Consider the following 12,813-nt stretch of genomic DNA (forward strand, 5'->3'; position numbering starts at 1 on the left):
TTTTCAATGGCTAAAAAAATAAGTGATGAGGCAGTAAAAAAACGTACAGGTAAAAACTGGAAGGAATGGTTTTCGGTTTTAAATAAAGCCGGTGCAAAGAAAATGGAACATAAAGAGATAGCTTTATTGCTTTCTGAAAAATATCATGTGTCCGATTGGTGGTCACAGATGGTTACAGTACAATATGAACAGGATATTAAAGGAAGGAAAAAGCATGAAACTTCAACCGGATTTCAGATTAGTAAAAGCAAAACATTTTTGTTTTCAGTATCCAAAATTTTCAGTGCTGTGCAATCTGCTTCTCAAAGAAAATTATGGTTGATGAATAACGATTTCAAAATTACTTCTTTAACAAAGAATAAATCTATCAGGGCGAAATGGGTTGACGGTTTCACAAATATTGAAATACAACTTTATGCTAAAGAGAAATTCAAAACTCAGCTTGTAGTACAGCACAACAAACTGACATCTGAAAAAGAAGCTGATAAAATGAAAATCTATTGGGAAAAGAAACTGTATAATCTTAACAATTATCTGAATAAAAAGTAGAGTATATAATGAAAGTATTATTAGATCTTTGCGTTGTTCCAATTGGCGTAGGTGTATCCGTTTCAGAATATATTGCTGCCTGTCAGCAAATTCTGAAGCAAGCAGGTCTGAAACACGAAATGCATATGTATGGTACCAACATCGAAGGTGATTGGGATAAAGTAATGACTGCCGTAAAGAAATGTCATGAAGTTGTCCATCAAATGGGCGCCCCAAGAATATCCAGTTCAATCAGACTGGGAACCCGAACTGATAAAAATCAAACTATGGAAGATAAAATAAAAAGTGTGATAGATAAACTTTAATAGTGTACCGTACTTTATCAATAAATTGCATTGATTAATTTCTATTATTAAAAGTAAATAGTTTCTTAACATTTATGGAGATTTAATGTACAAAATAGTTTTATTACGTCACGGAGAAAGTACATGGAATAAAGAGAATCGTTTTACCGGCTGGACGGACGTTGATCTCTCTGAAAAAGGTTTTCAGGAAGCAAAAAAAGCCGGACAAGTTTTAAAAGCTGAAGGTTATAAATTTGATATTGCTTATACATCTGTTCTGAAAAGAGCTATCCGGACTTTATGGATATCTCTTGATGAAATGGATTTAATGTGGATTCCTGTAATTCGTAACTGGCGATTAAATGAAAGACACTACGGTGCATTACAAGGATTGAACAAAGCTGAGACAGCACTAAAGTTTGGTGAAGACCAGGTAAAAATCTGGAGAAGAAGTTATGATATACAGCCACCTTTTTTAGATAAGAATGATGAAAGATATCCGGGTAAAGATCCGCGCTATGCTGATTTAACTGAAAATGAATTACCGTTAACTGAATGTTTGAAGGATACAGTTGCACGTTTCGTTCCTTATTGGGAAGGAACAATTACTAATTCAATCAAACAAGGAAAAAAAGTTTTAATCACAGCACACGGAAACAGTCTTCGCGCTTTAGTGAAATATCTGGACAATATCCCCGATAAAGAAATTGTCGAATTGAATATCCCGACAGGAATACCACTTGTTTATGAACTTGATAACAATCTGAAATCAATAAAAAGTTATTATCTTGGTAACCAGGAAGAAATTGCAAAAGCAGCAGCGGCTGTCGCAAACCAGGGAAAGTCCAAATAATTTTATCAGGCTTAATGTTCAGCAAAAAAGGAATTAACGTTGGGAATCTCAATTCATTATAAAGGAAAAATCAAAGACACTACTCTTGTATATTCTGTAGTTGATGAACTTAAAGATATCTCTGAAATAATGAATTGGAATTTTACTATAATAGATAATAACTGGGATAAGCCGTTGTCTGCTGAACTAACAACCCACGAAAACAGGACTGAAATTACAGGGCACATACCCCTGAAAGGAATTCTGATGAACTTGCATCCAAACTGTGAACCATTATCAGTTATGTTTGACAGAAATGGTAACTTACAATCAATTTACGGGATAATAGTAAATCAACAGGAAAATAATAAACCAGATAGTTATTATCTATCTGTGAAAACACAGTTTGCTCCTCCTGAGACTCACATTGCGATTGTTAAGTTGTTAAAATATCTGAAAAAAAAATATATCCAGGATCTGGAAGTATTGGATGAAGGAAGTTATTGGGAAACTGGTGACAAAGAACTTCTGACACAAAAAATTTCATTTATAAACAAGAAAATAGATCAGATTGAAGAAATTATTTTATCAACAAAAAATGATCTTTACTCTCTTAGCCCGGATGAAAGAATTTCATTTCTGGAAAAAATCCTTAGAGATAGATTAAAATAATTGCCTTATAATTAAGAGGAAAATGCTGATAGTGTGGCAATGTTAATTCATCTCATAAAATTAGCCTTGACTTTGTGATTTCCATTAACCATCTTTTTACAAGATTTTTAACAATTAATGCATTCGGGAGTTTCTTTTATGCTGAAAAAAATATTCTTCATCTCAGTATCCATTCTACTCTCTATCACATCAACAAATGCTCAAACAGTTTTCGGTAAATACGCCGGTGAATTTATGGCGATCGGTATCGGCGGAAGACCACTTGGAATGGGTGGAGCGTTTACGGGAATTGCTGATGACGTAACTTCGGGTTATTACAACCCTGCAGGATTAGCTAATATAAATTATCCTCAACTTTCCCTAATGCATTCGGAACAGTTTGGCAATCTTGTTAATTATGATTACGGCGCAGTTGCAATTCCTTTTCAGGAAGATATGAGTTTTGGATTAAGTGTAATGCGTCTTGCAGTTGATGGTATTCCCGATACCAGAAATGCATTGATTGACGGTCAAACCGGTCAGCTTATTACTGATATCAATAACATGTATGCTCGTCTTGATTACTCAAAGATTACTGAATTCAGCAATCAGGATTGGGCAGTCTATCTTTCATTTGCAAAAAGACAATGGAAAGATTTTTACTGGGGCGCAAATGTTAAAATAATCCGCAGAGATATTGCTGAATTTGGCGCAACCGGAATTGGATTTGACATTGGAGCGTTCTGGATGCCAATTGAAAATTTAAGCGTAGGTGGAAATCTTCAGGATGCAACAACTACTTTAGTTGCCTGGAGTACTGGAACTAATGAACTTATTTCTCCAACACTTAAATTAGGAAGTGCTTATAGAATTACTGAAATACTCGGCGGATATATTATGCCCGCTGTTGATATTGATGTTCGTTTTGAAAACCGACAATTTGCATCACAATTTAATGTTGGTCCTGTAAGTTTCGATGCTCATGCAGGTCTTGAGTGGAATATTAAAAATCTGGTTTATGTTCGAGGTGGTTACAGTGATGTAAAGCAATTTACGGTAGGTGCAGGAGTTAAACTGCCAAAGTTAAACATCGATTATTCATTCGCTCGTTTTAGCCAATCTGAATTAGACAGACTTCCTGACTCACACAGAATTTCACTCATTCTTACACTTGAAGAACCGAGATTTATGAGGGATGGTCTATAGACTACTTCTTCTCATTGATAACTGACGCCACTAATTCTTCAACAGTATCAACTAAACGTTTAGCTTTAATTGGTTTGGTCAGATAGATATCCGCACCAGCTTGTTCTGCTTTAATTTTATTCTCTGCAAAGATGTGAGCCGATAAACAAATAATTGGAAGATGAGCAGTCATTGTATTATTTCTGATTTCTTTGATCAATTCTACACCATCGTTGCCATCTTTTAAAGAAATATCCATAATCACGGCATCGTACTCATTCTCTTTCAACAATTTGTTCATTGATTTTTTAGTATCACAAAAATCTGTTTCAAATTTTTTTCTAAGAATAATTTCAAAAAATTTCTGATTCTCAACTTCGTCTTCAACGATTAATAAAACTGGTTTTCTGGATTTAGTTGTTGGGTTCATTTTTCAGCCTTTATTTCTTAAAGAATGAAGAGGAATTTGTGTCTGTTTAATCTACACTCAACAGATCACTGAAGTGCTCCATTCTCTGAGTTCCCCTGTTGGTAATTTGGTGGATAAGGACCCTCTGCCGGGACTTGCCTTGTATTGTTCATTATAAAAAAAATTGTAAGGATGACAAGTATAAGTACGGTCCAAATAGTACTTTTATGTTTAGCATAAAACTCGGGCTCACTTTTGTCTTCCCTTTTGATTGTTTGTTTGCCAATCGGATAATTAACTTTTGATTGTGAAGATTTATTTTTTCTTGACATTATAAGACAATTACATTAATCGAAGATATAGATATATTTTATTTTGTTTATAAAGATAACATGAAAATGGGTATCATCATTAATAAAATCAGAATAATTGTTTTAAGATTTTATTATCTTTAATCCATTACAATCGAATAAAAATGACAACCCTCAATATTCATAGCACACGAATAATTGGATTAAAACTTTATAGTTCGGTAGCAATTCGTGTAATTTTTACAATTGCTTCAACTTTAATTAATTTGGTAACGCCACACGTAATGAAAACTATTTAACCTTCACAATTTTGGATATTAGTCATAACTTAGATTTCAGGTCAGTTGATATACAGATTTTCGATAGATATAGCACCAATTAGGTGTAAAAGCCCTTTCATTTAATTGTAAATATTTCTGAGAAACATCATTTCATATAATGACTGAGAAGAAAATATCGTGAACATTCGATTTAATCCAAACCTTAACTAAATAATGTATTGGTATGATAATTGTTTTTAATTTAGAGCTTTTTTGATTAGTGGTTGAGTCAAATTTACTGAATGTGGAAAAAGATTTTGCATTTCATCTTTAACAATGAACTACAAATTTTACTGAATTTGATAATTAAATAATTTTCAAGATTAAATAGAGGACATAGATGCTTAACAGAAAAAAAAATTTGGATAATACCGGTCATACTTTAGTTGAACCACCGGTAAGAGCAGATGACGGATTAGAAGAAGAACTAGATAGTTTTACGAGAGCAGCGGTAACCAGAATAAGATTTAATACCATAATCAAGCCTGCAATAATCTCTGCGATTGCATTAGTAATTTCTTTCTTCATTGATGTTGCAAACGTCCCGATTTTAGGTGAAGTGACCTTTGATCTGGCACGTTCATTATTTCCAGGTTGGCAAGCTCCCATAGAAGCATTTGAGCCATATAGTTTCTGGTGGTTACCAGTAGCCGTTTACGCCCTCTTTATTTTTGTTGCCTATTTAGCATATAACAAACTTAAATTAGAAATTATCCGAACACCTGCCTCAGAAACAATCGACAGGATTATTGAATCTTCAACGAGTGTTGTCGATTCAATCTCTACTGCACTTCCTTTGATAGGTGCAGCAATTCTTCTTGTGAGCATCAAGCTTGGTGAAGAAGTGTTTCTTGGTCTTTCAGTACCCTTTGAAATAAAAGCTCTGATTATTTTGGCGATGGGAAAATTATTCCAGCCGGTTTTAGATCAGCTTGGTGTGGACTTCCAAAATGTCGTCAACCACGTAAAAGATATCAGAGATAAGTATTTTTCAAGAATACAGATTGAAAGCTCTAAGAGTCTGATTAAACAGTTTAACCAATCTGGAGTAGGTGGAGCAGCAGTTACAGTACAGGATCTGGAAAAATATAAATCACTCGTTACTGAATCTGCACGTTTAAGTGAAATAATGCATAAAAATTTTGCTTCAGTGAGTTCAATGGTGGAAAAGGTAAATTCAATGCAACTTATAACTACTGAAAAAATTCAACAGTTGAACACACTTGCAAATTCAATTACACAAGCTTCATCATCACTAACGGATGAAAAAACTCTTATTGGATTAAAGCATCTTGAAGCAATTGTAAAAAAGTAAAGGTATAAAGATGACCAGACGAGAACGTGATAGTAAATTTGTTATCTACCAGGTACTTTACATTTTTGTAATAACGGTACTTGCGCTCAAAGGAGCTGACCTTGATTTGAGAAGAGTTGCTCTTGAAGATGAGACGGTTAAGGTAAGTGTTCGTGATTCTTTGATTTCCGTACTCGATTCATTATATGCACTTGGCATTGACTTCTCAATTAAAATCGATCCGAATGTAATGGTTGAAAATGAAGAGATGAAAGAACAGATTGCAGCGATGAACCGGAAACTTGAAGCTGTTAAGGATTATATCCCTCCTCCAAAGGAAACAGATAAAATAAAAGAAGAACCAAAGGAAGAACAATTAAAAATGCAGCTTCCTATTTCACTTAAACAAACATTTATCCAGAACACCTGGAATACTGCAAAGAACAGTGGAACGGTACCTACAACTATTATAGATCCGCGCGACCGGAAAATAATTGCGACAATTCCTCCGGGTCAGGAAACTAAATTTGATTTAACCGATCAAACAGAAGTTATCGTGGCATTCGGAAGTCAGGAAGAACGCGTAAAAGTTGGACCAAATAAACCACCAGAGATAAAGATTGAGAGAGTGACCACTAAAATGAATGCTCAGGATATTTATGTTCAGGAATTGCAAAGGATAACTGCTTTCAATGTAACTATTGTTGATAGCCGACCAGATCAATTAAAAGTTAGTTACTCGGGTCCAATTTCCGTTTCTGGTCCTCAGACTGATGCAAATGGTAATAAAGTTTACAATGTATCGTTAAAACTTGCAGCAAATGAAAATCAGTATGACGACTGGATCGATAAAAACGAAGGTCTGAGGGAAGCAGATGGAAGATACAAGGCTAATTTCTTCTTTACTGTTGTAGATGACAGAACAAAGGACAGGGTTCAGGTTGGTGATTCATTCTTCTTTACAGATTTTGCTAAATAAATATCAGGTATAACAAAATGAAATTTCCGAAACTTGTTGTAATAACATTAATCTTAATTGTCTCAACAGCATCGTTCTTATTCTCGCAGGAAGAAGAAGAACAAATAAACTACTTCCAGATGGAACCGCTTGATGATAGTTTATTCATTCATATCCAGCAAGCCTTATTCATTGATCCACCGGACCCAAAAGCTGAAATTATTGCAGATTTAAGAGATGCAAATAATCAGACTATTTCAATCAAAGGATCGCTTTATCCATTTCTTGCTCTGTCGCCGGAAATTAGAGCACGTGTTATCACTTACCCATTCAAAATTAATCTTGAAGAAGATATTCATTACGGAAGTGTATTTTCAAGAGTGATCGAAAAAATAAAAATTAATAAAGTTCTTGATCCTCCATCCAAACAACAAATTTCTTCTACAATGTGGTACATAAATCCATTCTTTGAAATGTTCGGAGGAGAAAGACTTGGAATACCGATTAAGAAAGATATCGGGCTTTCATTTGGTTTGCTGACCAGGTATGAAGGACCTTTAAATACAAATTTTCTTGAAGCTAATTTTCACATACTTGGAGTTTATGGTGGTGTTTATACTAATGTCGATCCATTAGTAACATCTTTTAAAGATAATAATCATAATAACCTCATTTTCACAAACGGTTATCAGATTGGCTATGTTTTTCCATTTGGTAACTTTTTTGAAATTAGTTATCTCAGTTCTGTTGATGATTTCAGTGAAAGTCAGAAAACATCATTCCTCAATCCGGATAGAGGCGCTACGGTATTTAATAATGACAGCACTATTAGATATCAAGCATGGCTGGTTGATGATTCTTTCCTCAACTGGGAATTCAGATATCCTGTAAGATTACTTGGCGCTACTAAAGGAAGAGTTTATGCAGCAAGATATTTGAACGAATGGCATTTTGGATTTGATTTCAGAGAGATGTCACTTGCTGGCAGTACATTTGACTTTTTATTCGATGCGATGACGAGCAGTGAACACAGAAACCCCCAATATGTGATGACTCTTACAGTTCAGAAGGTTGCGGAAAGCTGGGCATTCAGTGCGTTTTCATTGGGCCCATCGTTAATACTTTCCAGACTTGAAGATGGCAGTTTTGGTGTTTATAAGATTTTCTTGAATATGCGATTTAAGATGGGTTCTTCGTTGTAGAATTTTTCTATACTCCGATTGTTTGCCCCGGTTTTTATTGCCGGGGTTTTTTATTTCTACAAATTTAACTGACCATTCTTTGTTAATTTACTATTATGAAAAATCAAATTATTCTTTGGCTGAGCAGTTTTGTAATTCTTTTCGTCATTGGATACATAAAAAACATTACAGATAAAGATTATCCTATGACAGGTACATTCGGTATTGAAGGTTATAAAGTTTCTTATAAACTCGATAAAGTTTCGTACAATAAATCAACTTACCGGAACATTATCATCAGCGATATTAAAGGTGTAACCGGAAAATTTATTTGGCTTCAGGATGATAAGAAATACGAAATGAATATGAACGAAACTGAACGTGGACTGGTTATAGAAATTCCTGTACTAAAAGCGGGTAAGCAGATAAAGTACAAGGTTGTGTTATCTTACAAAAATAAAACTTATGAGATACCTGAATCTGGATATGTTACTTTAACTTTTTGGGGCAATATTCCTTCATCTGTTGAAACACTTTATTTTATCCTGCTGTATTGCGGAATATTAATATCACTTCGGGGAGCGCTGGAATTATTCAATCAGAATAAAAATCTAAAGAAGTATATTATAATAACCTGTTCACTTTTTATATCTCTTACAATTATTATTAATCCTCTTTATAATAGTTATAAACTTGGTGCTCTAAACCATTATGTTCCTAAAGTAACTGATTTGCTGGAAACATCAATGTTAATACTTTCACTTGTGTGGATAGTGGGTGCAGTTTTAATTTTTAACAGAAAGTTTACCAAAACAATTACTATGCTTATGACTACAGCTACAATAATTATTTTTTTTCTGCTTTGATATATTAATCGTTCAGAATTGAAATTATTTCAGAATGAATTTGGAGCGATGCTGCAACAGCACTCTTCCCTTTTATAGGATCATTTCCCTGATAATCAGTAATAATTCCTCCAGCACCTTTTATAATTGGAATCAGTGGAAGCAAGTCCCATTGTGCCATAACCGGATCAATCATTATATCAGCATAACCGGTAGCCAAAAGATAATAACCGTAACAATCTCCCCAATTACGGTAAAGTTTAATTTTTTTTATTAGTTCGTCAAACCTGCTTCTGTCTTGATACTTTTCAATATTCAAATGATCTGTTGTAAGTAAGACTGCTTCACTTAAGTTGACACAGTTTCTAACGGTTGTACTAACTCCATTGATCGTTGTTATAGAATTATCCCCAATTAAAAAATCATTTAGTATTGGATGATTATAAACTCCGAGTATTGGCTGATCATTTTTTAGAAGTCCTATTAAAGTACCAAAACTATATGCACCGCAAATAAAGCTTTTTGTACCGTCAATCGGGTCGAGAATCCATTTGTAATCAGCATCTTTGTTCGTTTCACCAAATTCTTCGCCAATTATGCCGTGTTCCGGAAAATATTTTATTATCATTTCCCTCATTGCTTCTTCAGCTTTTTTATCAGCGATAGTTACCGGAGTGTTATCTGCTTTCGATTCGGCTGCGATTCCCGTTCTGAAATAATGTTTAATAATTCCAGCACTTACAGATGCAAGATCAGAGCAAAATTTTTTTAATTCGTTGAGTTCACTCATAGCGTATTAGATTTTCATTAAAGATGAATGGAAAATTAACTAAAAATCCTTTGTGCAAAGAGATAACAATAATTATATTTACAGCCCAAAATAAAAAACCGAAGAGTTGGCAGAGTCCCCGCATTTTGCGGGGTAAAGGTTGTTTATCCCGCTTTGCGAGAAATGTGGCGGTCTTAATATGTTTTACGTTTACATATTGAAAAGCCTAAAAGTTGATCGGTATTATATTGGTCAGACTAAGGATTTAGAAAGAAGATTGACAGAGCATAATTCTTGTAAAACTAGATCTACAAAGGCTTATGTTCCTTGGAAAATTGTTTATTGTGAAAAATTCCTGACAAAGATTGAGGCTTATCAAAGAGAAATGGAAATTAAAAGTTATAAGTCTGGAATTAAGTTCAAAGAATTATTTAATCGGAGAGTTGGCAGAGTCCCCGCATTTTGCGGGGTAAAGGTTGTTTATCCCGCTTTGCGGGAAATGTGGCGGTCTTAATATGTTTTACGTTTACATATTGAAAAGCCTAAAAGTTGATCGGTATTATATTGGTCATACTAAGGATTTAGAAAGAAGATTGACAGAGCATAATTCTTGTAAAACCAGATCTACAAAAGCTTATGTTCCTTGGAAAATTGTTTATTGTGAAAAATTCCTGACAAAGATTGAGGCTTATCAAAGAGAAATGGAAATTAAAAGTTATAAGTCTGGAATTAAGTTCAAGGAATTATTTAATCGGAGAGTTGGCAGAGTCCCCGCATTTTGCGGGGTAAAGGTTGTTTATCCCGCTTTGCGGGAAATGTGGCGGTCTTAATATGTTTTACGTTTACATATTGAAAAGCCTAAAAGTTGATCGGTATTATATTGGTCATACTAAGGATTTAGAAAGAAGATTGACAGAGCATAATTCTTGTAAAACCAGATCTACAAAAGCTTATGTTCCTTGGAAAATTGTTTATTGTGAAAAATTCCTGACAAAGATTGAGGCTTATCAAAGAGAAATGGAAATTAAAAGTTATAAGTCTGGAATTAAGTTCAAGGAATTATTTAATCGGAGAGTTGGCAGAGTGGTTGAATGCGGCGGTCTTGAAAACCGTTAAGGATGCAAGTCCTTCCGGGGTTCGAATCCCTGACTCTCCGCAAATATTTTTTTTGAGATGAAACTATCCGGCTATAAAAGTTTCTAAATTATAGCGGTTCAGTAGAGAAATTAATTTATTGAATCTATTTCTTATCCTCCCAACGCATTACCTTTTCCGGATCAAACTGAACTAAGCCAATTGCTCTGCCTTTTTTTCGAATCATAGTTGGTATTGAAAGAAGAGCTTCATCTGAATTATTTGCTTCGATCATTGCGTATCCGGTATGATCGCCTGATTTGCATCCCCACCAAAAATGGGTCAGATAACCGATAGCTAAAGTTTGTTTTATTACCGCTGTACATTCCTCGTGAGTGTGCGGTGAGATGATCATAAATTTTTGCATAGTTTACTCCTGAAATTAAAAATGAACATAAAAAAATATTAAAAACTGATCACATCTGATCGAGATATTTTCGAACGAATCGTATCGCCATCGCACCTTCTCCAACAGCAGATGAAATCCCTGTGAATGCCGTTGATCTCACATCTCCACAAGCAAATATTCCGGGAATATTAGTTTCCGGTAAAAACGGATTTCTCTCTAATTTCCAAAAAGTATTATATGATTTTTCTTTCATCAAATCACTTCCGGTAATGATAAATCCTTTTGCATCTTTTAGTATAGTACTATTCAACCAGGATGTACCGGGTTTTGCACCAATATAAATAAATAGTGCTTTGGCAGGAACAGATTTTTCTTCACCGGTATTTGAATCACGAAAAGTTATTTTTTCTAAAACTTTATCGCCATCGACGGATATAACTTCAGTACTTGTATGGATTTTTATGTTTGAGGTTTTGGCAATGTTTTCGATTAAATAATTTGCTGCTGTTTTTTTTATTGAATCACGCCTGATTATTATATTAACTTCTTTTGCGAACTTACAAATATGCATTGCTGCCTGACAGGCTGAGTTTCCACCTCCTACGATATAAATAATTTCATCTCTGCAAGCATGTGCTTCTACAGATGCTGAACCGTAATACACACCTGCACCGGTGAACTTTTCGATTCCAGTAATTTCAAGTTTGGTATATTCAACTCCAGTTGCTACAATAACGGCTTTACTGTGCACCTCGGTGCCATCAGTCATCTCGGTAATTTTATAACCATCGTGAACCCGAATGTTCCTTACTATCTTGGGTGTTAATATTTCAGTACCAAAACGGAGAGTTTGAGAAATCGCTCTGCGTGTTAGATCAGCTCCTGATAATCCTTTAGGAAAACCCAGATAGTTTTCTATACGTGCACTACTGCTTGCCTGTCCACCCGGATTGCTTTTTTCAACCAAAATCGTTTTCAATCCTTCGCAAGAACCATATACAGAGGCTGCAAGTCCTGCAGGTCCGCCTCCAATAATCAGGACATCATACATTTTTAGAGATGCAGTTTGCTGAAGTCCGATTTTTTGAGCCAGATCAGTTAAAGAAGGATCTTTTATCCACGTTCCATCTTTTAAAATAATTAACGGCAGATCATCAAGGTTTAAATTAGCACTAACGAGATATTTTTCTGCTTCGGAATCATTTTCAACATCCATCCATCTGTATGGAATCAGATTACCGGAAAGAAATTCTTTTAGTTGATGGGATTTTGGTGACCATTGAAAACCAATAATGCGAATACCTTCATGGTCTGGTTTATATTGAGCCTGCCAATCGTCCAATAAGTCATCAACAATTGGATAAAGTTTTTCATCAGGCGGATTCCATGGTTTCAATAAATAATAATCAAGCTTCAGGTTATTGATAGATCTTATCGCAACATCAATATCAGAATAAGCTGTCAGCAAAACTGATTTAGCTTCGGAATACAGCTCCTTTGATTTTTCTAAAAATATTATCCCTTCCATCTCAGGCATACGCTGGTCAGAAATGATTAATGCAACAGTTTCATTTTTTAGTTTAAGTTCTTTAATCAGCTCAATAGCTTCATTAGCTGAATCAGTTGCGCTTATACGGTAGTCAGTTTGATACTTTTTACGGATATCACGCTGAATTGCTCGAAGCACGTGCTCATCATCATCAACAATTAATATAAATGGCAGTTTCATTTTTAATAATATT

At 34.6% G+C, this 12,813-nt stretch carries 16 protein-coding genes and 1 tRNA gene; 13 read left to right on the plus strand and 4 right to left on the minus strand.

Going from position 1 to position 12,813, the window contains the following annotated elements; genetic code table 11:
- Window positions 1–6 precede the first annotated feature (6 nt).
- From HND39_03070 to HND39_03090, 5 genes are all read left to right on the plus strand, one after another.
- A complete protein-coding gene (locus HND39_03070; protein ID QKJ95336.1) occupies window positions 7–549 on the plus strand; it encodes a hypothetical protein in 543 nt (180 codons plus the stop codon).
- An 8-nt stretch (window positions 550–557) separates the two neighbouring features.
- A complete protein-coding gene (locus HND39_03075) occupies window positions 558–854 on the plus strand; it encodes an MTH1187 family thiamine-binding protein (GenBank protein ID QKJ95337.1) in 297 nt (98 codons plus the stop codon).
- A gap of 85 nt (window positions 855–939) precedes the next feature.
- On the plus strand, window positions 940–1,686 hold the full coding sequence (gene gpmA / locus HND39_03080) for a 2,3-diphosphoglycerate-dependent phosphoglycerate mutase (protein QKJ95338.1): 747 nt from the start codon (window positions 940–942) through the stop codon (window positions 1,684–1,686).
- 39 nt (window positions 1,687–1,725) lie between these two features.
- Window positions 1,726–2,337: a hypothetical protein gene (locus tag HND39_03085; protein ID QKJ95339.1), complete on the plus strand. Its 612-nt coding sequence runs from the start codon at window positions 1,726–1,728 to the stop codon at window positions 2,335–2,337.
- A 138-nt stretch (window positions 2,338–2,475) separates the two neighbouring features.
- Window positions 2,476–3,522, plus strand: coding sequence for a PorV/PorQ family protein (locus HND39_03090; protein QKJ95340.1), 1,047 nt, complete (start codon window positions 2,476–2,478; stop codon window positions 3,520–3,522).
- Window position 3,523: 1 nt separating this feature from the next.
- On the opposite strand, the gene HND39_03095 is transcribed toward HND39_03090, so the two are convergent.
- Window positions 3,524–3,931: a response regulator gene (locus HND39_03095; GenBank protein QKJ95341.1), complete on the minus strand. Its 408-nt coding sequence runs from the start codon at window positions 3,929–3,931 to the stop codon at window positions 3,524–3,526.
- 950 nt (window positions 3,932–4,881) lie between these two features.
- Here HND39_03095 and HND39_03100 point away from each other — a divergent pair.
- The 4 genes from HND39_03100 to HND39_03115 all read left to right on the plus strand — a co-directional run bounded on the left by HND39_03100 (window position 4,882) and on the right by HND39_03115 (window position 8,840).
- Window positions 4,882–5,856 (plus strand): hypothetical protein, encoded by a 975-nt coding sequence (locus HND39_03100; protein ID QKJ95342.1) that lies wholly within the window; start codon window positions 4,882–4,884, stop codon window positions 5,854–5,856.
- A gap of 10 nt (window positions 5,857–5,866) precedes the next feature.
- The gene (locus tag HND39_03105; GenBank protein ID QKJ95343.1) at window positions 5,867–6,814 is read left to right on the plus strand and encodes a hypothetical protein; all 948 of its coding nucleotides are present in this window, start codon (window positions 5,867–5,869) and stop codon (window positions 6,812–6,814) included.
- Window positions 6,815–6,831: 17 nt separating this feature from the next.
- Window positions 6,832–7,995: a hypothetical protein gene (locus HND39_03110; protein QKJ95344.1), complete on the plus strand. Its 1,164-nt coding sequence runs from the start codon at window positions 6,832–6,834 to the stop codon at window positions 7,993–7,995.
- A gap of 95 nt (window positions 7,996–8,090) precedes the next feature.
- On the plus strand, window positions 8,091–8,840 hold the full coding sequence (locus HND39_03115; protein QKJ95345.1) for a hypothetical protein: 750 nt from the start codon (window positions 8,091–8,093) through the stop codon (window positions 8,838–8,840).
- 4 nt (window positions 8,841–8,844) lie between these two features.
- On the opposite strand, the gene hisN is transcribed toward HND39_03115, so the two are convergent.
- Window positions 8,845–9,609 (minus strand): histidinol-phosphatase, encoded by a 765-nt coding sequence (gene hisN, locus HND39_03120; protein QKJ95346.1) that lies wholly within the window; start codon window positions 9,607–9,609, stop codon window positions 8,845–8,847.
- A 178-nt stretch (window positions 9,610–9,787) separates the two neighbouring features.
- Between hisN and HND39_03125 the strand changes: the two genes are divergently transcribed.
- The 4 genes from HND39_03125 to HND39_03140 all read left to right on the plus strand — a co-directional run bounded on the left by HND39_03125 (window position 9,788) and on the right by HND39_03140 (window position 10,744).
- Window positions 9,788–10,102: a GIY-YIG nuclease family protein gene (locus HND39_03125; GenBank protein QKJ97861.1), complete on the plus strand. Its 315-nt coding sequence runs from the start codon at window positions 9,788–9,790 to the stop codon at window positions 10,100–10,102.
- Window position 10,103: 1 nt separating this feature from the next.
- On the plus strand, window positions 10,104–10,418 hold the full coding sequence (locus tag HND39_03130) for a GIY-YIG nuclease family protein (GenBank protein ID QKJ95347.1): 315 nt from the start codon (window positions 10,104–10,106) through the stop codon (window positions 10,416–10,418).
- A gap of 1 nt (window position 10,419) precedes the next feature.
- A complete protein-coding gene (locus HND39_03135) occupies window positions 10,420–10,704 on the plus strand; it encodes a GIY-YIG nuclease family protein (GenBank protein ID QKJ97862.1) in 285 nt (94 codons plus the stop codon).
- Window positions 10,658–10,744: transfer RNA gene (locus HND39_03140), tRNA-Ser, on the plus strand. The genes HND39_03135 and HND39_03140 overlap by 47 nt, the downstream gene beginning before the upstream one ends.
- A gap of 84 nt (window positions 10,745–10,828) precedes the next feature.
- Here the strand turns inward: HND39_03140 and HND39_03145 are convergent.
- Window positions 10,829–11,089: a hypothetical protein gene (locus tag HND39_03145; protein QKJ95348.1), complete on the minus strand. Its 261-nt coding sequence runs from the start codon at window positions 11,087–11,089 to the stop codon at window positions 10,829–10,831.
- A gap of 49 nt (window positions 11,090–11,138) precedes the next feature.
- Window positions 11,139–12,800, minus strand: a complete 1,662-nt coding sequence (locus HND39_03150) for an FAD-dependent oxidoreductase (protein QKJ95349.1) — start codon at window positions 12,798–12,800, stop codon at window positions 11,139–11,141.
- Window positions 12,801–12,813 lie beyond the last annotated feature (13 nt).

The sequence above is a fragment of the Ignavibacteriota bacterium genome (genome assembly GCA_013285405.1).
Taxonomy (GTDB): domain Bacteria; phylum Bacteroidota; class Ignavibacteria; order Ignavibacteriales; family Ignavibacteriaceae; genus IGN2.

Excerpts from the sequence above, each read along its gene's own strand:
- gpmA (QKJ95338.1), top strand. The coding sequence starts at position 940 with ATGTACAAAATAGTTTTATTACGTCACGGAGAAAGTACATGGAATAAA.
- HND39_03100 (QKJ95342.1), top strand. The coding sequence starts at position 4,882 with ATGCTTAACAGAAAAAAAAATTTGGATAATACCGGTCATACTTTAGTT.
- HND39_03115 (QKJ95345.1), top strand. The coding sequence starts at position 8,091 with ATGAAAAATCAAATTATTCTTTGGCTGAGCAGTTTTGTAATTCTTTTC.
- HND39_03130 (QKJ95347.1), top strand. The coding sequence starts at position 10,104 with ATGTTTTACGTTTACATATTGAAAAGCCTAAAAGTTGATCGGTATTAT.
- HND39_03110 (QKJ95344.1), top strand. The coding sequence starts at position 6,832 with ATGAAATTTCCGAAACTTGTTGTAATAACATTAATCTTAATTGTCTCA.
- HND39_03150 (QKJ95349.1), bottom strand. The coding sequence starts at position 12,800 with ATGAAACTGCCATTTATATTAATTGTTGATGATGATGAGCACGTGCTT.
- HND39_03075 (QKJ95337.1), top strand. The coding sequence starts at position 558 with ATGAAAGTATTATTAGATCTTTGCGTTGTTCCAATTGGCGTAGGTGTA.
- HND39_03145 (QKJ95348.1), bottom strand. The coding sequence starts at position 11,089 with ATGCAAAAATTTATGATCATCTCACCGCACACTCACGAGGAATGTACA.
- HND39_03125 (QKJ97861.1), top strand. The coding sequence starts at position 9,788 with ATGTTTTACGTTTACATATTGAAAAGCCTAAAAGTTGATCGGTATTAT.
- HND39_03135 (QKJ97862.1), top strand. The coding sequence starts at position 10,420 with ATGTTTTACGTTTACATATTGAAAAGCCTAAAAGTTGATCGGTATTAT.
- HND39_03095 (QKJ95341.1), bottom strand. The coding sequence starts at position 3,931 with ATGAACCCAACAACTAAATCCAGAAAACCAGTTTTATTAATCGTTGAA.
- HND39_03070 (QKJ95336.1), top strand. The coding sequence starts at position 7 with ATGGCTAAAAAAATAAGTGATGAGGCAGTAAAAAAACGTACAGGTAAA.
- hisN (QKJ95346.1), bottom strand. The coding sequence starts at position 9,609 with ATGAGTGAACTCAACGAATTAAAAAAATTTTGCTCTGATCTTGCATCT.
- HND39_03105 (QKJ95343.1), top strand. The coding sequence starts at position 5,867 with ATGACCAGACGAGAACGTGATAGTAAATTTGTTATCTACCAGGTACTT.
- HND39_03090 (QKJ95340.1), top strand. The coding sequence starts at position 2,476 with ATGCTGAAAAAAATATTCTTCATCTCAGTATCCATTCTACTCTCTATC.